At 65.3% G+C, this 19621-nt stretch carries 18 protein-coding genes; 11 read left to right on the top strand and 7 right to left on the bottom strand.

The window, feature by feature from the left end; translation table 11 throughout:
- Window positions 1-37 precede the first annotated feature (37 nt).
- Both AC1DSJ_RS10195 and AC1DSJ_RS10200 read left to right on the top strand, forming a co-directional pair.
- Window positions 38-2386 (top strand): fimbria/pilus outer membrane usher protein, encoded by a 2349-nt coding sequence (locus AC1DSJ_RS10195; RefSeq protein WP_427948512.1) that lies wholly within the window; start codon window positions 38-40, stop codon window positions 2384-2386.
- A complete protein-coding gene (locus AC1DSJ_RS10200) occupies window positions 2383-3399 on the top strand; it encodes a Csu type fimbrial protein (protein WP_441371380.1) in 1017 nt (338 codons plus the stop codon). The genes AC1DSJ_RS10195 and AC1DSJ_RS10200 overlap by 4 nt, the downstream gene beginning before the upstream one ends.
- Before the next feature lie 12 nt (window positions 3400-3411).
- Here the strand turns inward: AC1DSJ_RS10200 and AC1DSJ_RS10205 are convergent, their stop codons facing one another.
- Both AC1DSJ_RS10205 and AC1DSJ_RS10210 read right to left on the bottom strand, forming a co-directional pair.
- Window positions 3412-5514 carry a site-specific recombinase gene (locus AC1DSJ_RS10205; RefSeq protein WP_441371381.1) on the bottom strand — a complete coding sequence of 701 codons (2103 nt, stop codon included), beginning with the start codon at window positions 5512-5514 and terminating at the stop codon, window positions 3412-3414.
- Between the two features lie 16 nt (window positions 5515-5530).
- A complete protein-coding gene (locus tag AC1DSJ_RS10210) occupies window positions 5531-7222 on the bottom strand; it encodes an MFS transporter (protein WP_441371382.1) in 1692 nt (563 codons plus the stop codon).
- 670 nt (window positions 7223-7892) lie between these two features.
- Between AC1DSJ_RS10210 and AC1DSJ_RS10215 the strand changes: the two genes are divergently transcribed.
- Complete coding sequence (locus AC1DSJ_RS10215) at window positions 7893-8324, top strand: ribosomal maturation YjgA family protein (RefSeq protein WP_054421397.1); 432 nt, start codon at window positions 7893-7895, stop codon at window positions 8322-8324.
- Between the two features lie 49 nt (window positions 8325-8373).
- On the opposite strand, the gene AC1DSJ_RS10220 is transcribed toward AC1DSJ_RS10215, so the two are convergent.
- Complete coding sequence (locus AC1DSJ_RS10220) at window positions 8374-8586, bottom strand: hypothetical protein (protein WP_175170606.1); 213 nt, start codon at window positions 8584-8586, stop codon at window positions 8374-8376.
- 236 nt (window positions 8587-8822) lie between these two features.
- On the opposite strand from AC1DSJ_RS10220, the gene AC1DSJ_RS10225 reads away from it, so the two are divergent.
- The 4 genes from AC1DSJ_RS10225 to AC1DSJ_RS10240 all read left to right on the top strand — a co-directional run bounded on the left by AC1DSJ_RS10225 (window position 8823) and on the right by AC1DSJ_RS10240 (window position 10610).
- Window positions 8823-9554 carry an iron-containing redox enzyme family protein gene (locus AC1DSJ_RS10225; RefSeq protein ID WP_054421153.1) on the top strand — a complete coding sequence of 244 codons (732 nt, stop codon included), beginning with the start codon at window positions 8823-8825 and terminating at the stop codon, window positions 9552-9554.
- Window positions 9555-9631: 77 nt separating this feature from the next.
- Window positions 9632-9931 (top strand): 2Fe-2S iron-sulfur cluster-binding protein, encoded by a 300-nt coding sequence (locus AC1DSJ_RS10230; RefSeq protein ID WP_054421154.1) that lies wholly within the window; start codon window positions 9632-9634, stop codon window positions 9929-9931.
- 5 nt (window positions 9932-9936) lie between these two features.
- A complete protein-coding gene (locus AC1DSJ_RS10235) occupies window positions 9937-10263 on the top strand; it encodes a ferredoxin (RefSeq protein ID WP_441371383.1) in 327 nt (108 codons plus the stop codon).
- Complete coding sequence (locus AC1DSJ_RS10240; RefSeq protein ID WP_346552417.1) at window positions 10260-10610, top strand: 2Fe-2S iron-sulfur cluster-binding protein; 351 nt, start codon at window positions 10260-10262, stop codon at window positions 10608-10610. Before AC1DSJ_RS10235 ends, AC1DSJ_RS10240 begins: the two co-directional genes overlap by 4 nt.
- A 183-nt stretch (window positions 10611-10793) precedes the next feature.
- On the opposite strand, the gene AC1DSJ_RS10245 is transcribed toward AC1DSJ_RS10240, so the two are convergent.
- Both AC1DSJ_RS10245 and AC1DSJ_RS10250 read right to left on the bottom strand, forming a co-directional pair.
- Entirely contained in the window at window positions 10794-11507 is a 714-nt protein-coding gene (locus AC1DSJ_RS10245; protein ID WP_175170602.1) for a GntR family transcriptional regulator, read from the bottom strand.
- An 81-nt stretch (window positions 11508-11588) separates the two neighbouring features.
- Complete coding sequence (locus AC1DSJ_RS10250) at window positions 11589-12332, bottom strand: sulfite exporter TauE/SafE family protein (RefSeq protein WP_054421156.1); 744 nt, start codon at window positions 12330-12332, stop codon at window positions 11589-11591.
- A gap of 228 nt (window positions 12333-12560) precedes the next feature.
- Between AC1DSJ_RS10250 and AC1DSJ_RS10255 the strand changes: the two genes are divergently transcribed.
- The 4 genes from AC1DSJ_RS10255 (at window position 12561) to AC1DSJ_RS10270 (ending at window position 17276) form a co-directional block, all read left to right on the top strand.
- Entirely contained in the window at window positions 12561-14093 is a 1533-nt protein-coding gene (locus AC1DSJ_RS10255) for a hypothetical protein (protein WP_441371384.1), read from the top strand.
- Between the two features lie 210 nt (window positions 14094-14303).
- On the top strand, window positions 14304-15737 hold the full coding sequence (locus tag AC1DSJ_RS10260) for an aldehyde dehydrogenase family protein (RefSeq protein ID WP_425286178.1): 1434 nt from the start codon (window positions 14304-14306) through the stop codon (window positions 15735-15737).
- A gap of 26 nt (window positions 15738-15763) precedes the next feature.
- A complete protein-coding gene (locus AC1DSJ_RS10265; protein WP_054421158.1) occupies window positions 15764-16243 on the top strand; it encodes a GlcG/HbpS family heme-binding protein in 480 nt (159 codons plus the stop codon).
- 22 nt (window positions 16244-16265) lie between these two features.
- Complete coding sequence (locus AC1DSJ_RS10270) at window positions 16266-17276, top strand: 2Fe-2S iron-sulfur cluster-binding protein (protein WP_441371385.1); 1011 nt, start codon at window positions 16266-16268, stop codon at window positions 17274-17276.
- Window positions 17277-17346: 70 nt separating this feature from the next.
- On the opposite strand, the gene AC1DSJ_RS10275 is transcribed toward AC1DSJ_RS10270, so the two are convergent.
- Window positions 17347-17784, bottom strand: coding sequence for a universal stress protein (locus tag AC1DSJ_RS10275; RefSeq protein WP_054421160.1), 438 nt, complete (start codon window positions 17782-17784; stop codon window positions 17347-17349).
- 119 nt (window positions 17785-17903) lie between these two features.
- Window positions 17904-19610, bottom strand: coding sequence for an ABC transporter ATP-binding protein (locus tag AC1DSJ_RS10280; protein ID WP_441371386.1), 1707 nt, complete (start codon window positions 19608-19610; stop codon window positions 17904-17906).
- Between the last annotated feature and the right edge of the window lie 11 nt (window positions 19611-19621).

Here is a 19621-nt window from a genome sequence, read left to right on the forward strand (position 1 = left end):
CGCCGGCACGCCCGGCACCAACGAGGAAGGCAGCAACATGGCAGTACGCGCTCCCCGTGTTCGCGGGCGACGCGCCTGGTGCCTTGCCCTCTGTTTGCTGGGGGCGCCGGCCCTGGCGGCGGAATCGCCCGATCTATTGTCGTTCGGCAATATCGCCGAGCGGGATGTCTTTCTGGAGGTCAGCATCAACGGGGTCAACACTTCGCAACTGCTGCGCTTTCGCGATGCGCAAGGCCGCTTGTCCGCCAGCGGCGATGCGCTGCGTTCGGTGGGCGTGGATGTGTCCAAGCTGGGCCTGCCCGACACGCGTGAGGTCGCGCTGGACCGGGTGGCGGGCTTGCGCTATTCCTACAACGCGGCGGCGCAGACGGTGGACATCGTGCTGCCCGACAACTTGCGCACGCCTTATCAGGTGGGGCGCAACCTGGCGGCTACGCCGCTTGCCACCGCGGGCCGCGGGCTGGTGCTGAACTACGACGCGTATACGCAAACGGACGCCATGTACAAGCTGTCGCTGTTTACCGAGCAGCGCTACTTTGATTCCAATGGTGTGTTCAGCAACACCGGCACCGCCTACTTCGGCGGCGAGGGGGATCGAGGCGACCGCTATGTGCGCTATGACACGTACTGGACGCGATCTGATCAGGAAACCCTGCGCACGCTGCGGCTGGGCGACACGATTTCTTCGTCGTTGAACTGGTCGCGGTCGGTGCGCATGGCGGGCGTGCAGTGGGGCCGGAATTTTGCGCTGCGCCCCGACTTGGTTACCTTCCCCGTGTCATCGTTAAGCGCCTCGTCGGTGGTGCCGTCATCGGTGGCGCTCTACATCAACGGCGTGCAGCAGTATTCGGGCAATGTGCCGCCCGGGCCGTTCGTGGTGAACCAGATTCCCGGCATCACGGGCGCGGGCCAGGCCACGCTGATTACGCGCGATGCGCTGGGCCGCACGGTCAGCACGTCGGTGCCGTTGTATATCGATACCCGCATGCTGGCCGGGGGCCTGTCCAGCTATTCGCTTGAAGCCGGATTCGTGCGGCGCCAGTTCAGCATTCGTTCGTTCGATTACGACAACCAGCCGGTGGCGACGGCGTCCGGGCGCTATGGGTACAGCGATGACCTGACGCTGGAAGCGCACGGCGAAGCCAGCGCGGGCCTGTACAACGTGGGTGCGGGGGCCATGGTCAAGCTGGGCCAGGCGGGCGTGCTGAGCGGCTCGCTGTCGGGCAGCGCGGGCCAGTATGACGGCGGCCAGATCAGCCTGGGGTATCAGTACATCCGCCCGGAATTCAGTATCGATTCCCAAGTGACGCGCGTGGTGGGCGACTACGGCGACCTGGGCTCGCGCGAAGATGCGCCGGTGCCGACGCAAACAGAGCGGGTGACGGTGTCGCTGCCGCTGACCACCTCGCAAAGCGTGGCCGTGAGCTACATCGGCTACCGCATGCCGCAACTGCCCACCGCCAAGCTGGGCTCGGCGTCGTACATGGTCAATCTGCACAGCCGTGTCGTCATGACGCTGAGCGCCTATAACGATTTCACGCAGTCCAACACGCGTGGCGTGTACTTGGGGTTGACGATGATGCTGGGCGAACGTTCCCAGTTGAACGCGTCGGTGGGCCGGCAAGGCGGCGACTCGACCTACAGCGTGGGGGCGCAAAGCAGTGTGGCTTACGAGGGCGGCTGGGGCTGGGGCGTGCAGAACGGGCGCGTGGGCGGCATGGGCTACAACCAGGGCCAGGCCCAGTATCTGGGGCGCTACGGCCAGGTGGCCGGCATCGTGCAGGACTACGGCGGCCGCACGCAGGGCGCGTTGCAGGCGTCGGGTTCATTGGTGTTGATGGACGGAACGGTGCTGCCCACGCGCCGCATCAACGACAGCTTTGCGCTGGTGTCGACCGATGGCGAGCCGGATGTTGCCGTGCTGCACGAAAACCGCAAGCTGGGCAGAACCAACCGCAGCGGCTACCTGTTGGTGCCCGACTTGAATTCCTATCAGACCAACCGCATCGCCATCGACCCCGAGGACTTGCCGGTGGACGTGAAGCTCGACACCACCAAGACCGTCGTCGTGCCGCAAGGCGGCTCTGGCGTGCTGGCGAAATTCCAGATCGAGAAATACGCGGCGGCCTCGGTCATTCTGAAATTGCCGGACGGCGCGTTCGTGCCGGTGGGCGCCGAAGTGGCGCACGTGGAAAGCGGCAAGCGTTCGGCGCTGGGATACGAAGGCCTGACGTTCGTTGAAGACCTGGTGGCGCGCAACCACTTGCGCGTCAAAGGCGCGGGCGTGTCGTGCACCGTGGAGTTCGACTACGAACATGATCCGAAACGGCCGCTGCCTACCTTGGGGCCGTTTGTCTGCGAACCGTTGGCGCGGGGGCGGCAATGACGGCGGCCTTGGGGGTGGCAATGAGGGCGGCGCGGGGCCGATACGCGCCGTGGCTGCTGGCGGCGCTGTGCATGGGCTCGGCCGCAACAGCAGAGGCAAGCTCCTGCGCATTGGGCGCGGGCACCACCGGCACAATGGATTTCGGCACGATCAACCCGTTGCTGTCAGCGGATACGGTGAACTCGGGCGGGCAAATCGTTGTGACGTGCGACTTCACCGCCCTGTCGTTGGCGGCGCGGCTCTGCTTCAACCTGGGGCTGGGCAACACCAGCACGTCGAACAACCCCCGCACCTTGGGCGCGGGTGTGAACCGCATGAACTACAACCTGTACACGGATGCCGCGACCAGCCAGGTATGGGGCACGGCGCTGACGACCGCACCCACGTCGGTGACGCTGATCGGCCCGTTGCTGGGCGGCACGGCGTCCACCACGTTCAGGTTCTACGGCAAGGTGCCGGGCAACCAGCCGCTGGTCAAGACCGTGAACAATGCCGACACGCGCTATTCCGAAACGTACTCGACGACCGCAACAGTGGATGTGTCGATCGGCCTGTTGAGCGGCCTGACGAATTGCCCGCTGACCTCGCCCACGCGCATCTCCATTCCCCTGACCGTGACCGCGCTGGTGCAGAAGAACTGCACGATCAACGCCACCAACATGGCGTTTCCGCCCAAGGGGGTGCTGAGCTCTGCCACCACCGCCACCAGCCAGATCACCGTGAAGTGCACCAACAACAACGCGTACTCGGTGGCGTTGGATGGCGGCTCCGTCGCCAACAACGTGCTGGCGCGCAAGATGAAGCACGCGACGCAGGCGGACACGGTCAGCTATCAGCTCTACCAGGACGCGGCTTACGCCACGATCTGGGGCAACGCCAGCGGCGGCGCGCCGCGGGCGGGAACCGGCACGGGGTCCAATCAAACGTACACGGTGTATGGCCGCGTGCCGGCGCAAGCGACGCCCCGGCCGGGGGACTACAAGGACGTCGTCACCGCCACCATCACGTTCTAAGCCACACCACGTTCAAGACTGCTCGGGCGCGGGCCGGGGTTTGACGGGCCAGAACAGCGTGGCGGGCCGCTGCCAGATGCGCTGGCGCACACCGGCCGACAGCGAATCGCGATCGCCCCGGCGCAGGTTGCGCGAGCGCAGCGCCACGTTGAACGCCAGCGCGAAACTTACTCCCACGTTCAACAGCCCCGTCATGGCGGTGCCTGCCACGGCCATCCAGAACGTTTGCGTACGCACGACGTCCCAGCCTAAGGTGCCGATGGCGGTGCCGATCTGCCCCGCGCTGAGCGTCACGTGGCGCACTTCGACGTGCGGGCCGAAGAAGCTCACGATGGCGGGGCCCAGGCCCAGCATCAGCCCCAGCGACACATTGCCCGCGATGCCCGACACGTTGCGTTGCCAGAATCCCGCCCAGCGCACGGCGCCGCGCTCGCCAAACAGATGCCGTACGCGGCGGTTGTATGCCATCACGTCGTGCACGCGGTGCAGCGCGAACCAGTTGTCGGCCCATCCGGCGATCAGGCTGGACAGCCATAGCAGCACGCCGGTGGCCGCGGCGTAGATGGGGGTGGCGCCCCAGATGGAAAACGAGGCCAGCGTTTCTTGCGCCTTCTCCGCGCTGATCAAGGGATGGTCCAGCGCGTTCACGGCCACCCATTGCACGGCCCACGCCAGCGGAAACACCACGGCCAGGTTGCCCAGGATGGCGGCCGCGTTGGACCGGATCATGGCGAGCGTGTCGTCCAGAAAGGCGTCGCGCCCTTCCGGCGTGTAGGCATCATCCAGCCGGTGAGCCAGCGCCGGCCCGGTCATGGCGGGTTGCTTCGTGGCCAGCGTGTAGTGGGCGAAGTGGATCACCAGGAAGCCGCCCGCGTAGTTCAGCGACGCAAGCAGCCCTTCGATGAACTTGTCCAGATGCAGCGAGACGATGAAGAACTTCAGGTAGACGGTGAACACCATGATGAAGCCGCCGCCCAGCGACGCTTTCAGCATCGTCAGGTACTCGGTGGCGTCGCGCGCGATGTAGTGCTCGCCGGTCTCGGCGGTGCGCTCCATCACGCGGCGCGCCAGCTGCGCAAACGAGGACGCGGCCAGATGGCGGATGCTGCTGCGCGCTTGGGTTGAGCGGATCAGCTCGGCGGTCAGGTGCACATACTTGTGGCGCTGCGTGGGGTCTACCCACACGCTCAGCAGCAGTTCGATGCGGTCCAGACGCAGTTTCATGCGTTCGATCTGGAACACGACTTCGACGGATACGCCGTTTTTTTCCAGCTCGTCGTAGACGCCTTGCGAGGCGGCGCGGCAGCCATCAAGCAAGGCGCGGAACATGTTCAGGCGGCGGCCGAAAACCTCGCGGGGAGTGTCGGCGGTGCTGTCGCACAGTTCAGCCGCGGCGGCGGCCAGCGCAAAGAAAGGCGTGTCTTGCACGCGGCCGGGCAGGCGCGAGCGGATGTCTTGGCTCAGACCCGTGGCGCGCACCTGGCTGACCAGCACCTGGATGCTGCTGGTTAGTGCTTGCGTGAGCCGCGGGGTGGGCGGTTCGGGCGCGATGGGGTCGGGCCGCGCCACGCCGTCGCTGATGCGAAACAGTGCGCGCATGCGGGCGAGTGTGTCGTCGTCCAGCGTCTCGATCCATTGCGCGTCGCCGGCGCGGCGGAAGATCAGCGAGAACAGGCCGAACATGTCGCTGCGGTTGGGCGGCGGCGGCAACAGGCGCGCCTGCGCGCGTTCCCAGAATTCGCCCCAGAAGCCAGGGTGTGAAGCCACACCGGTGTCGCAGAGCAACGAGGTGGGATCGTTGTCGGCCACTAGCGAGCGCAGCGTGGCGGCGACGGGCGCGGCGCGCTCGGGATTGTTTTCCAGCACTTGCAGCACGTAGCGCAGGCGCGCGTGCTGGGGGTGGCGGATGGGGGCGTCGGGGGTGGCGCTGGTGGTGGCGTCGGTGGCGGGTGTGCGTGCCGGCCGCCCCGGGCGGTCGAGCCAGCGGCACAGGTCCACCATCCACAGGTTGCGTTCGGCTAAGGGGGCGTCGGGGTTGGCGTTCGCCAGGATGACATCCAGCTGAGGCCCGCCGTGCCGCGCGGCCCGCCATGTGCGCCAAAGAGAGGTAAGCATCGACGGGCCTCGCGGGTCATAGGGATTCGGGGTCTCGGCGCAGTGAGAAGCCTTGCGCTTCGTTCATGGCCAGATAACTGACATTGCGCGATACCACGGGCGGTTTGTCGCCGCTGTGCAGCGCGCGGACTTCATCCAGCACCATCTTGTCGGCCAGCGTCAGGCGGTCGAGCATGCGCAGGTATTGCATCCAGCTTTCCACGAGGAAGACTTCGCGCCAGACGCCCTCGCGTTCCAGGTCGCGGAACAGCTGCCATTGCTGCGCGCCGTTGCGCAGGCGCAGTAATCGCAGCGGATGCGCGGCGCTGAGCAGCGCCGGCAGTCTGTCGTGTTCGATCAGGTATTCCACGGCGACCAGCACGGAGCCATGTTGCGTGTTGAAGCCGGCGGCAGCCAGCGCCGGTTCGGTGCTGTCGACACGTGCGAGCGATTGGGTGTCGACGTGTTCGGGCAGGCGGGAGCGGTACAGCAGGGCAACGGTAATGCCCAGCGTGATGCCGGCGGTGACCAGCGCGCCGGATACGCCCATGGTGCCGGCGAAGTGGCCCCACATGAATGAGCCCGCGGCCAGGCCGCCGAAGATGGCGGTCTGGTAGAGCGCCAGCGCGCGGGCCTTGACCCAGTCGGGCACGAGCATCTGGACGGTGGTGTTGTAGGTGGCCAGCACGCCGATCCAGCAGCTGCCTGACACCAGCAGCGCGGGAAAGGCGACCCACAGGCTGCCGGTCAGGCCCAGCGCCAGCAAGCACACGGCCAGCAGCCCGGCGGCGACGGTGACAAGTCCGCCCGAGCCCCATGCTGCCTGCACGCGGCGCACGAAGGCGCTGCCCAGGATGGCGCCCAGGCCAAGCGCGCCCAGCATGTAGCCGTAGAGCAAGGCGCTGCCGTCTTCCTGGTCGTGCGCCAGCAGCGGCAGCAGTGCCCACAGGGCGCTGGCCGACAGGCCGAAGGCGAATGAGCGCAGCATGACGACGCGCGTGACGGTGGAGTGCTGGGTGTAGCGCAGGGCGGCGACGACGCCTTCGAACAGGCCTTCGGGCGGCAGGCGGCGTTCAGGCAGGTCTCGCTTCCATCGCCAGATGGCCCAGATCAGGCCGCCATAGCAGAAGCAGTTCAGCAGGAAGACCCAGGGGGCGCCCATGGCGCCCAGCAGCAGGCCGCCAATGGCGGGGCCGACGGCGCGCGCAACGTTGTAGTTGACGCTGTTGAGCAGGACGGCGCTGCCGACGTGGGCGCGCGGCACCTGTTCGCCAACGGCGGCTTGCCAGGCGGGGGTGACGATGGCGCTGCCGATGGCGATGCAGAAGACGGAGGCGATGAGGGTGATGGGGTGCAGGAGGCCGGCGAACGCCAGGATGGTGATGAAGACGCCGCCGGACAGTTCCAGCAGCATGCCGGTCAGCATGACTTTGCGGCGGTCGTAGTTGTCGGCGAGCACGCCGGTCAGGATGGATAGCGCGACCAGCGGGAAGGCGGCGGCGACCTGGATCATGGCGACCATCAGGGGGCTGCTCTGTTCGGTGGTGATGATCCAGGCGGCGGCGACGGATTGCGCCCAGGTGCCTAGATTGGCGAACAGGTTGGCGATCCAGATGATGCGGAAGGCGGGGAAGGATAAGGGGGAGAGGGTGCTGACGGTCAGGGGTTCTGCCGGGGCGGCAGGGGGGGCGGCGGGAAGGTCCGCGGAGGGGGAGACGGGTTGGAGCATTGGCTCGTCTGTCTTTTTTTGGGGGGATTTTTTACGGCGGGGTGAGGGGTATGGTACGCCTTGGTTTGCGGTTTTGGGTGGGGGGTTGGGGTTGTTGTTGTGGTCGCGGGTTGGGTTCTTGATCCGCCTGGGGCGTGGGGGGCAGGGGGTGCGCGGGTCAACGATTGCGGTCCGGAGCCTTCGCTCCGGACTTGCCTAGGCGGCCCCCCCCGTTGTCATCTTCGTTGTTGCCTGCGGCAACTGCCTTCAGATTCCCTCGGGCGCATCGACTCCCCGCGCACCCCCTGCCCCCCACGCCCCAGGCTGCGTTGTCGGAAACTTTGCGGGCGCTGGGGCGGGGGGTGTGCTTGGCGTTTTTGGGCAGGACTTGCTGGGTGGGGAAGAGTTTGCGGGGACGCCAAAGTCGGCCGCGCGGGCGGCCTTTTTTTGCATATGAGGGTGCCTTGCGCTGGGTGTTCGCTGCGCGTTTTGGGGGGATTGTTTGTGGGGGCTGTGGATAAGGGTGTGGGTAAGGCGGTGGATTTTGGGTGGATAGGCGGTGGATAAGGTGGGATAACTTTTGGTGACGCATTTGGTGCGGGCTTGAGTCGGGTTTTCCCTTGATTTCTAGTACGCTGCGCGGTGGCCCGGCGCTTGCCGGGCTGGACTCTGTTTGGATGCACTGTTTGCCATGACCCTGACGTTCAATGGGCGCGCGTTTGCCGCCCTGCTTGCCGTGACCGCGCTGCTGGCGCTGATTGCCCTGTATGGCGCGCCCTATCCGTTCTTGCGTGGGTTTTTGGGGGATGTGATTGCCGTGGGGTGGGCGTATCTGGTGTATCGCACCTTTATCCGGGCGCGCGTGATGACGCTGGCGGTGGCGGCGTTGCTGACGGGGTATGCGGTGGAGTTTGGCCAGTATCTGGCGCGCGTGTACGGGTGGCAGCTTGAGCAGCCGGTGTTGCGCGTGGTGTTGGGCAGCGTGCCCGACTGGTGGGACGTGCTGGCTTACACGGTGGGGTTTGTGGTGGTGTTGATGCTGACGCTGGGTAAAGAGCGGCGGCAGCAGAAGGCTGAATTGCTGAATGCCCGGATGCGGGCCAGCTTGCGCGCCCGCCGTTAGGCGGCGGGGCGATGTAGCCGGGGCGCTCGCCCCGGCTGATTCCGATTGATCACGCTTGGCAGATCGGTTCGTCGTCGTTGCGACGGACTGCGGGGGCGGCTGCGCGCAGCGGTTGCAGGCGGGCGGCGCGGAACGGGGCGAAGAGTTCGGCCCAGGACGAAGGGAACAACGGGGTTGCGTGGCGCACCGCGTCGCGGCGGGCGTAGTGGCTCAACAGTTGCTGGCCGATCGGGGCGTCTCCCAGAGGATGGCGGGTAGTCATGGTATTTCCGTATTGCATTGATAATGTATTCATTGTACTCGGCGAGGCCCTGCTCGTAAACCCTGCCCCGCGTCTGGCTGCTACGCGGCAAGTCATTGATATGCAACGGTCTGACCCTGTTTAGCTTGTGCGTCTTCGGGATTGCCCTAGCAGTTTGAAACGGTAGACGGTATACAATGTTCTTCATGGCCGGGCTGAGCCAGCCTGGAATCTCTCCCACTGGACTGGAGCGTGTCATGGCAGAACTGATGAACCGAGATGAATTCCGCACCGCGTTGGAAAACGCGATCAAGGGCAAGAGCGCGAATGCGTCGCCCTTTTCCATTGCCTGGGCGGAAGGCAAGCTGAGCCGCGAGCATTTGCAGCGCTGGGCGGAAAACCACTATCACTACGTCGGCCCCTTCGCGGACTACCTGGGCTATCTGTACGCCCGCACGCCCGACACCTATACCGAGGCCAAGGACTTCCTGCTGGCCAATATGTATGAAGAGGAAATCGGCGGCGACCGCCATACCGATCTGTTGATCCGCTTTGCCGAAGCCTGCGGCACCACCCGCGAACGGGTGACGAATCCGGACAACATGTCGCCCACTACGCGCGCCCTGCAAAGCTGGTGTTACGCCGTGGCCATGCGCGAGGACCCCATCGTGGCGGTGGCGGGTTTGGTGGTGGGGCTGGAATCGCAGGTGCCGTCGATCTACCGCAAGCAGACGCCGACGCTGCGCGAGAAGTACGGCTTCACGGATGAAGAGGTGGAGTTCTTTGATCTGCACATCGTGTCGGACGAGATCCACGGCGAACGCGGCTATCAGATTGTGCTGGAGCATGCCAATACGGTGGAGCTTCAGCAGCGCTGCCTGAAGATCTGCGAAATCGGCGCGCAGATGCGGCTGCTGTACACCACGGCGCTTTACACGGATTACGTGCAGAGCGACATCAAGCTGCCCGAGCTGGGCCTGGCCGCCTGATTGCCTGGCTGGCCGATACCCGCCGGTTGCACGGTGTATGCCGGGCAACCGGCCCGCAGTTCCTGGACGACAGACTCATGCCTACCGTTGTATTTCATAAAGGCGGCCAGACCTACACCGACGAGGTGAAGGACAACACCAATCTGGTGGTGCGGGCCGGCATCAAGCAGTTTCCGTATCCGCATCTGCGCTACGAATGCGGCATGGGCAAGTGCGCGAAGTGCGCGTGCCGCGTGCTGGCGGGGGCGGAGCATCTGCCGCCGGTGAACTGGAAAGAAAAGAAGCAGCTGGGTGATCGTATCGATCAAGGCTATCGGCTGGCGTGCCAGTTGTGGCTGAGCAGCGATGTGGAATTGCTTCAGGACGTGGAGGCATGACGGCCATGGATTCCGCATACGTGATTTTGACGACCAAGCCCGGCGTGTTCCGCACCGAAGTCGGCGACGAGGTGGACATCATCGAGACCTATGACTACGTGTTCTACGGGCGCGCGCTGGCGGTCTTTCGCATTGCGCGCCTGCATGGCGATACCCGGCTGATCGTCACCGAAGAGACGCCGCCTTACGTGGTGAATCGCGTGCCGTCCAAGTTTCTGGAGAAGTTCTCGTCGGTGGAGGCGGCCCGCAAGGAGCTCGCGCATCTGACGCGCTTTGGCAGTACGGAATCGACCTTGACGCTGCGGCCCGCCGCCGCTGTCGCGGAGCATTGAGCATCATGGTTCAGATCACATTTATTTCGAACGGCGGCAAAGTCGCGACGGCGCCCGAGAACAGCAATCTGCTGCGCGTCTCGTTGAAAGAGAAAGGCGGCATCCCGTTCAAATGCGGGGGCGGCCTGTGTGGCACGTGCAAGTGCCGCATTGAAGAAGGGCTGGAACACACCGACGCCATCAAACCCAAAGAGCGCAAGCACTTGCGGCCCGAGGACTTCGAGGCCGGCTACCGCATGGCGTGTCAGACCTTCGTGAACGGCGACGTGAAGGTGTCGTGGGTGGTGCAGAACGGCAAGGGCGTAGTGGTGGGCGCGGCGTCCGATCCGGTCGAAGCGGCGACTTGAAACGACGCGGCGTGATTAGACGCGCTTAGACGCGCGACGACAAGACGAAAATGAAAAGACGCCAGATGACACGACGCCAGATGACACGACGCAAATGAAAAGACGCAAATGAAACGACCCAAATGAAACGACCCAAATGAAAAGACGGGGGCCTTGCGGCCCCCTCTTCTCTTTGCGCCTTTTTTAGTCCGCCGACCCGTGTTGCTGCGCGTCGGTATACGCCTTGGCGGCGTTGTGTACATGCTGGCTGGCCAGCAGCGCGGCCAGGTCGCCATTGCCGGCGATGACGGCGTTCAGAATCTGCGAGTGCTCGTCCCAGTTCGCCTTGGCGCGATGCATGTTGCTGGGGGCGAACAGCAGCGCCGTGCGGTCACGCAGCGAACGCATCAGATCGGTCAGCACCACGTTGCCGCCAATCGTGGCCAGCATTTCGTGGAACTGCGAATTCAGCGCCAGGAACTTGTCCAGCTGTTCGCTGCGGGCGGCTTCCGTGCCTTCGCGCAGGAACGCTTGCAGGCGTTCAACGGTTTTGGCGTCGCGCCGCTGCGCCGCGAGTTTCGCGTTCAGGCCTTCCAGGGTGGCGCGCACTTCGACCATGTCGTAGGCAATGGCGTCGGACAGCACCGATACCGATGCGCCGCGGCGCGGCTCGATGGTGACGAGCCCTTCGGCGGCCAGCGCGCGCAGCGCCTCGCGCACGGGAATGCGCGACACGCCCATCTCTTCGGATAAGCGGCCTTCCACCAGGCGGTCACCGGGGGTGAATTCGCCGCTAAGAATGCGTTCGCGCAGCTTGTCGCGAATGACGGCGAACAACTGCGGGTGCTGCTCGCCGATCTTCAGTGGTGCGGAAGACTGCGTCTCTACGGCTTGGGTGCTGACAGGCGAAGTGGTCATGGCGAGCATGGTTGGATTAATGGATACATTCTCCATTGTATTACCGGGTGTAGCCGAATGCAGGTTCGGAAGCGACGCAAATCAAGCACCCCAGAACGCCTTGGCCAACACGCCTATCGCGCCCAGCGCGCAAGCCGCGAGCAAAACACTGCGCACGGCATGCGGTGGCAACAGGGTGCGCAACCGGTTGGAGACCGCAAAACCCGCCAGCAGAAAGGGCGCAAGGCTCAGCGCCAGCCCCGCGTGGTAACCCGTATAGCGATCAGCCAGCGCCAGCATCGCCAGCGAGAAAATCGACCCCAGGAACAACACCACACCCAAGGTGGCGCGCAGCTGCGGGGGCGCGGTGTGTTGCAGCACGATGGCGATGGGCGGTGCGCCTACAGAGGTCATCGTGCCCATGATGCCCGAGGCCACTCCCGCGCCCGACACGCGGCCCGGCGTGGCCGTAAAGCGCAAGCCCGCCACGCTTAAGCCCACGGCGGCCAGGATCATGCAGGCGAACAGCACGCCCAGCGTTTGCGGGGCGAAGCGCGCCATGGCGTAGATGGCGATCAGCGTGCCGACCGCGCGGCCGGCCAGCGCATAGGACACGGCGGACCAGTCGATGAAGGCGCGTTCGCGCAGCGCGGTCAATAACGAGATGAAGCCGCCAAGCGTCAGCAGCGGGCCGGGCGCCAGCTGAGGAAAGAACATCGCCGCCACGGGCGCGGCAAACATCGCAAAGCCGATGCCGCCCACGCCTTGCGCCACGGCGGCGCCGAACACCACCACCGCCATGGCGGCGTAGTGCCAGGCATCCGGGAACGTCAGGGTGGATAGCATCTAGGGCTATGTTCCTTTTTGTATACGATAGTCAGATAGGCCTAAGTGGCTGATACCCGAATGCGTCGTAGAGCCTAGGGTAATCCCTTGATTTTCGGCGCTTATTCATGGGTTTTTCAGAATTATCGGTTTCCCTAGGCGCTGCATATTTCGGTTGGTATGGCTTACAACGAAATATAGTATACCGATTGTGGCGACCTAACAGCCACGTCACAAGGGGAATCGCGCATGCAAGCGGACGTCGTGCTCAACGCTGCTCACTGGATGTATCTGATCAGCGTGGCCGCCATCATCCTGACGATGATTTTGCGGGCCAACGTGGTTGTGCCATCGGTAATCGGCACGTTTCTGGTGGTGTTTGCCATCACCGGCAATCCGATCAGCGCGCTGATCGGCATCTTCTCGGCCAGCTTCGTGGCCGCCAAAGAGCTTTTCAATATCTTCCTGGTCATTACCTTCATGACCGCACTGCTCAACGCCTTGAAGACCTTGCAGGCGGATGTGCGCATGGTGCAGCCGTTCCGGCGGGTAATGCGCGGCGGCCACTCGTCGTTCGTGATCATCGCGCTCTGTACCTATGTGATTTCGCTGTTCTTCTGGCCCACGCCCGCCGTGCCGCTGGTGTCCGCGATTTTGCTGCCCGCCGCCATCGCGGCCGGGCTGCCCCCGCTGGCCGGCGCCATGGCGATAGCCATTGCCGGCCAGGGCATGGCGTTGTCGTCCGACTATGTGATCGGGGTGGCGCCCAGCATCAGCGCCAAGGCGGCGGGCGCGGCGGTCAGCGCGGCCGTGGTGGCCGACCGCGCGCTGGTGCTGTCGCTGATCACCGGCGCGGTGGCGCTGGTGACGGCCTACCTGCTGATCCGCAAGCACATCGTGCCCGCCAACGCCGCGCTGCTGGACGCCTGGCAGGCCCGCGCGCAAGACGGCAGCCTGGCGCGCATCGAGCAATCGGGTTCCTTTGACAAGGCCGAGCTGGCGCGCGGCACCATGGGCGCTGATCCGGCATTGCCTACCGGCCCCGCCATCAGCGACGAAGAGCGCCGCCGTGTGCGCTGGTCGAAAACCTTCGCGGTGGTGACGCCGCTGGCGTTCCTGGCGGTGATTGCGGTGATGGTGTTGCCCCGCATGTTTCCGTCGCTGCCCGCCTTGCGCGGCGGCGATGCGGCGGCGCTGGTGGGCGGCGTGGCCTTCGTGGTGATGATGTTCGTGACGCTAGCCGCCGAAGGCCCGCGCAAGATGCTGGACGTCTGCCCCGAACACGTCACGGACGGCTTCGTCTTCGCTTTCAAGGCGATGGGGTCGGTGCTGCCGATTGCGGGCTTCTTCTTCGTGGGCGCCAATGAAACCGCCGCGCAGATCCTGGGCGTGCCGCAGGCGCAAGCCCCCGGCCTGCTGTTCGAAGTCATCTCGGCCGGCCAGCACCTGATCCCCGAGAACCACTTCCTGGTGGCCTTTGGCGTGCTGCTGGTGGGCATGATCACCGGCATCGACGGCTCAGGTTTCGCCGGCCTGCCGCTCACCGGCACGCTGTCTGGCGCGCTGGGTCCGGTGGTGGGCGTGGACCCGGCCACGCTGGCGGCGGTGGGCCAGATGGGCGCGGTGTGGACGGGCGGCGGCACGCTGATCGCGTGGTCGTCACTGATTGCGGTGGCGGGGTTTGCGCGGGTGAACGTGCTGTCACTCGTGCGGGCATTACTGCTGCCGGTGTTGTTGGCGCTGTTCGTTTCGACGATTTGCGCCGTGCTGATCTGGAGTTGACCCGGTCGGCATGCAAAAAGGGCCCTGCGGGGCCCTTTTTCTTATCTCTGGCGGTGCCCCTGACCCCTGACCCATCAGCCAGGGTTTCCACGGATCGTCGCCTACTGATTAAAGTATACAATGTTCATAAGCTATCTCAGACGACCAATCCGGCCACTCCGTATCAACAAAGGAAGCGCACCCGTGGACGATCTTTCGCAGCAGGCCTTCATGAATCACATCGGCGGCGCCTGGGTGCCCAGCGCCACCGGCCGCACGGCCCCGAATATCAATCCGGCGGACACGTCCGACGTGGTGGGCTTGTTCCCCCTGTCCGACGCCGAAGATGCCGGCCGCGCGGTGGCCGCCGCCGACGCCGCGTTCGCCGCCTGGCGCGACGTGCCCATCTCCAAGCGCGCTGCCATCCTGTTTCGCGCCGCCCAATATCTGGAAGACCACGCCGACGCCTTCGCCCGCGAGCTGACCCGGGAAGAGGGCAAAAGCCTGAACCTGGCCAAGGACGAAGTGATGCGCTCGGCGCAGACGATCCGGTTCTACGCGGTGGAAGGGCAGTCTTTCACCGGTGAAACCTTCGTCAACGATGATCCCGACATGGTCGTCTACAGCCAGCGCGAGCCGCTGGGCGTGGTCACCGTGATCTCGCCGTGGAACTTCCCCATTTCGATTCCCGCCCGCAAGATCGCGCCCGCGCTGATCGCTGGCAACACCGTCGTGTTCAAGCCGTCGTCGGATGCGCCGTTGTCCGGCTACCGGCTGACCGAGGCCTTCGTGCAGGCGGGCTTGCCTGCGGGCGTGCTGAACCTGGTGATCGGCCCGGCGTCGGCGGTTGGCCCCGCCATCACCAGCGCGCGCGCTGTGCGCGCGATTTCGTTTACCGGCTCGACCGCCGCAGGCGAACAGATCCACCGCAGCGCGGGCCTGACTACCCGCACGCAGATGGAGCTGGGCGGCAAGAACCCGCTGATCGTGCTGGCCGACGCCGATCTTGACCGTGCTGTAGACCTGGCGGTCAAGGGCGGATTCTCGTTGAGCGGGCAGGCCTGCACCGGCACCAGCCGCGTCCTGGTCGACGCCCGCGTGCGCCAGGCGTTCACCGACAAGCTCGTCGCGCGCGTCAAGACGCTGACCATCGGCAACGGGCTGGACGGCAATTTCGACCTGGGTCCGCTGGCCACGCGCAAGCAACTGGACAACGTGCTGAGCTACATCGCCATCGGCAAGCAGGAAGCCACGCACCTGTGCGGCGGCGACGTGCTCACCGGCCCGGGCTTTGAACGCGGCTATTACGTGACGCCCGCGCTGTTCACCGACGTGACGCAGCAGATGCGCATCGCGCGCGAAGAAATCTTCGGCCCGGTGATCGCGCTGATCGAAGTCGACGGCTATGACGACGCCATCGCCAAAGCCAACGACACCGAATATGGCTTGTCGGCCGCCATCGCCACCACCGACGCGCGCTACGCGCACCGCTTCGCCCGCGACATTCAGGCGGGCACGGTGAAGATCAACCGCACCACCACCGGCAACCTGATCAACGCGCCGTTTGGCGGATTGAAGCATTCCAGCACCTCCACGTTCCGCGAATCGGGACGCGTCGGCCTGGAGTTCTACACGCAGATCAAAACCATCTACCGCGCCGGCTGAACCCGCGCAAACAAAGAGGCTACGAAATGAAGCAGATCTATCGCCTGGAACTGGAAGAAGCCCGCCTGATGGTGCGCGCGGCTATCGCCAAGTCGGAAGCTATCGGCGTCCTGGAATCCATTTGCATCGTGGATGACGGCGGCTATCCCATCGCGCTGGAACGCATGGACGGCGCGCGCATCACCGGCCCGCAGATCGCGTGGAACAAGGCGTTCACCGCAGCCGGGCACAAGCGCTCGACGCATCTGTTCAACACGCCGCCCAACGGCCCCGCGCTGCCCGGCAACGAAGCCTTCGGCATCCAATGGAGTTTCGACGGCAAGTTCGCGGTGTTCGTCGGCGGCTTTCCGATCGTGGTGAATGACGAGGTGATCGGCGGCGTGGGCTTGAGCGGCGGCAACGGCGAACAGGACACGCAAGCCGGCCTGGCCGCCTTGGCGGCATTGGCCGAACTGCTGGAGCCGCGCGGCATGAAAGTGCTGGTGCAGGCCGACATCAAAAAATAACGACGAAACGAGCGAGGCCGCGATGGCATACCGCGTGCATATCCTGGAAACGGACGAGGCGTTCGTTGTGGAGCCGGACGAATCCGTGCTGGACGCCGCCGTGCGCGCGGCGGTGAAGCTGCCGCACGAATGCACGTTCGGCGGCTGCGGCACCTGCCGCATCAAGCTGGAATCCGGCGCCGTGCGCTACGACGAATTCCCCATGGCGCTGACGCCCGAGGAAGCCGCCGACGGCTACGCGCTGGCCTGCCAGGCCCGCCCGGAAAGCGATTTGTGCATCAGCGTGGCCAGCAGCCGGCAGCAGTTTCCCGAGCCGCGCCAACTGCCGGCCACCGTGCACCGCATTGAGGCGTACACGGACGACATCATTCATCTGACGTTGGCGCTGCCCGATGACGCGCTGGACTACGTGCCGGGCCAGTACATGAATGTGCTGCTGCCCGATGGCGAAACGCGCAGTTTTTCGATGGCGTCGGCGCCTGCCAGCGGGCTGCTGGATTTCCATGTGCGCCGCATTCCCGGCGGCCGGTATACCGACCACTGGCTGGGGCAGGCGCAGGCTGGCGCAACATTGAATATCGAAGCGCCGCTGGGCGTGTTCAGCTATCACGAGGAAGACTGGCGTCCGCTCATCATGATGGCCACGGGCACCGGCATTGCGCCGATCAAGGCCATTCTGGAATCCTTGCTGGACAAGGAAGACTGCCCGCCGGTCAGCCTGTATTGGGGCATGCGCACCGAAGCCGACTTGTATCTGCAAGACGAGATCGCAAGCTGGGCAGGGCGCTTGTACGAATTCACCTACGTGCCGGTGCTGTCGCGTGCAAGCGCCAGCTGGGAAGGCCGGCGCGGCCATGTGCAGGACGCGGTGTTGCAAGACCACGCCGACTTGTCCGAGCACGCCTTCTACCTGTGCGGGGCGCCCGCGATGATCCTGGACGCCAAACACCAGCTGGCCGCGCGCGGGGCCAGCCTGGACCATCTGTACGCCGACAGCTTCACCTTCCAACACGCGCTGGCGCCTGTCGCCTGACGCGGCCCGACGTGGCGTGGCGGCGTCCGGCTCGGACGCCGCTAGCATCGCCACCTTTGCCTGCGCTGCGCTACCGGAACACCAGCACCGGTAGCCGCGTCTTGTTCAGCACGCGCTGCGTTTCACTGCCCAACAGAAAGCCGGTCATGCCGTGCCGCCCGTGCGAGCCCATGATGATCAGGTCGCAGCCTTCGCTTTTCGCGGTCTCGACGATGGCTTCGTGCGGGTGATCGTTGACCATGACAACGGTGCTGCAAGGCACCAACGCATGGCGGGCTTCCATCTCCAGGCCTTCCAGATAGCTCTGCGCGTTTTTCCGCGCCTGGTCAGTATGGTGCGCTTGGGTCGTGCCCAGCATCTCGGCCTGATAGACCAGCAGATGGTCCTCCGGTATGGCGCGGATAACGGTGATGGTCGCGCCCATTTCCTTGGCGAAAACGAGCGCGCGCTTGAAAGCCGATTCGGACAGCAGGGAGCCATCCACGGCGATGAGCAAGTGCCGATACATGTCGCTTCTCCTTTAGAAAAAGGAATGTCGAGCAACGAAGGTCGAGCAACGGCGAAATCAGTATAGGCTCGCCGTTATCGGCAATCCAGTCCCGCATAAGGACGAGGCAGCTCTCGCCTTCAGGCGCGGCGGCGCAACGCGTCGTCGCGGGTCGCCAGGCCCTGGGGCAGTGCGTCGATCAGGCTGCGCGTGTAGGGGTGGCGGGGGTGGCGCCATAGGGTGGCGTTGGGGCCTTCTTCCACGATCCGGCCCGCATTCATCACCAGCACCCGGTCCGCCAGATAGTGCACCACCGACAGATCGTGCGAAATGAACAGGTACGACAAGCGGAACTCGGCCTTCAGGTCCACCAGCAGATTCAGAATCTGTGCCTGCACGGACACGTCCAGCGCGGACACTGGCTCGTCGCAGATGACAACGGCCGGCCGCAGCACCAGCGCCCGGGCGATGCCGATGCGCTGTCGTTGCCCGCCCGAGAACTCGCTGGGATAGCGCGCCAGCGCCGCCCGTGGCAAGCCCACGGCATCCAGGATGTGGTCGATGCGCCGCCGCCGCTCATGCCGGTCCGACACACGGTGGATGCGCAGCGCCGCTTCCAGAATGTCGTTCACCGTATGCCGGGGGTTCAGCGACGCATACGGGTCCTGGAAAATCATTTGCACGCTCTGGCGGTAAGCGGCCAGGCGGCGGCGGTCCAGTTGCGCGGTGTCTTCGCCACGCAGCAGGATGCGGCCGGACGCCGGTGTCAGCAGGCGCACCAGCGTGCGCGACAAGGTGGATTTTCCGCAGCCGGATTCGCCGACCAGCCCCAGGGTTTCCCCGGGCGCCAGCTGGAATGACACCCCGTCCACCGCCGTCGCCGCGCCTTCGCGCGTGGCGTATTGCACGCGCAGGTTTTCCACTCGCAGCAAGGGCGGCGTGCCGGGCGGCGCGGGGTCATTGGCCGCGGCGGCCACGCGCGGGGGCGTGACCAGGCCAAACACCGGCCGCCCAGACTCCGGGTCCAGGCGGGTGCGGATTTCCGGCAGGCGGCGCGTGCGGTAGTGGGTGGCGTCGTCCAGCTGTAACGAGGCGCCCAGCAAGCCTTGTGTGTACGGATGGCGCGGCTGGCTCAGCAGTGTTGCCGCCGGACCTTCTTCGACCTTCTCGCCGCCCACCATCACGGCCACACGGTCCGCCCATTCCCCGACCACGGCCAGATCGTGGGTGATCAGCAGCAGCCCCATGCCAAGCTCGGCGCGCAGGTCGTCCAGCAATTGCAGAATCTGCGCCTGCACGGTCACATCCAGCGCCGTGGTGGGCTCATCCGCCACCAGCAGTGCAGGCTGGCAGGCGATGGCGGCGGCGATCATGGCGCGCTGGCGTTGGCCACCCGACAGCCGATGCGGATAGTCGTCCACGCGGCGCTGCGGTTCCGGCACGCGCACCAGGTCCAGCAATTCGATGGCGCGCGCGCGGGCCGCGCGAGCGCTGGCGCCTCGGTGCAGGCGCAGTGCCTCGCCAATCTGCTCGCCCAGCGTCAGCACCGGGTTCAGGCTTGTCATCGGCTCCTGGAAAATCATGGCGATGCGGTCGCCGCGCAAGGCGCAGCGCTGGCGTTCGGTCAGCGCCAACAGGTCCTGTCCGTTAAACGCGATACGGCCAGCGACGCGCGCATGGCGCGGCAGCAAGCCCAGCAAGGCGAGCGCGGTGGTGGATTTGCCGCAGCCGGATTCGCCTACGAGCGCCAGCGTTTCGCCAGCATGGATGTGCAGGTCCAGCCCGCGTACGGCCTGATGCCCGGGAAAGGACACGTTCAAGCCTTGGATGTCGATCAGCGTGGTCATGATGGTTCGCA

The sequence above is a fragment of the Achromobacter sp. 01N37 genome, from assembly GCF_056399725.1.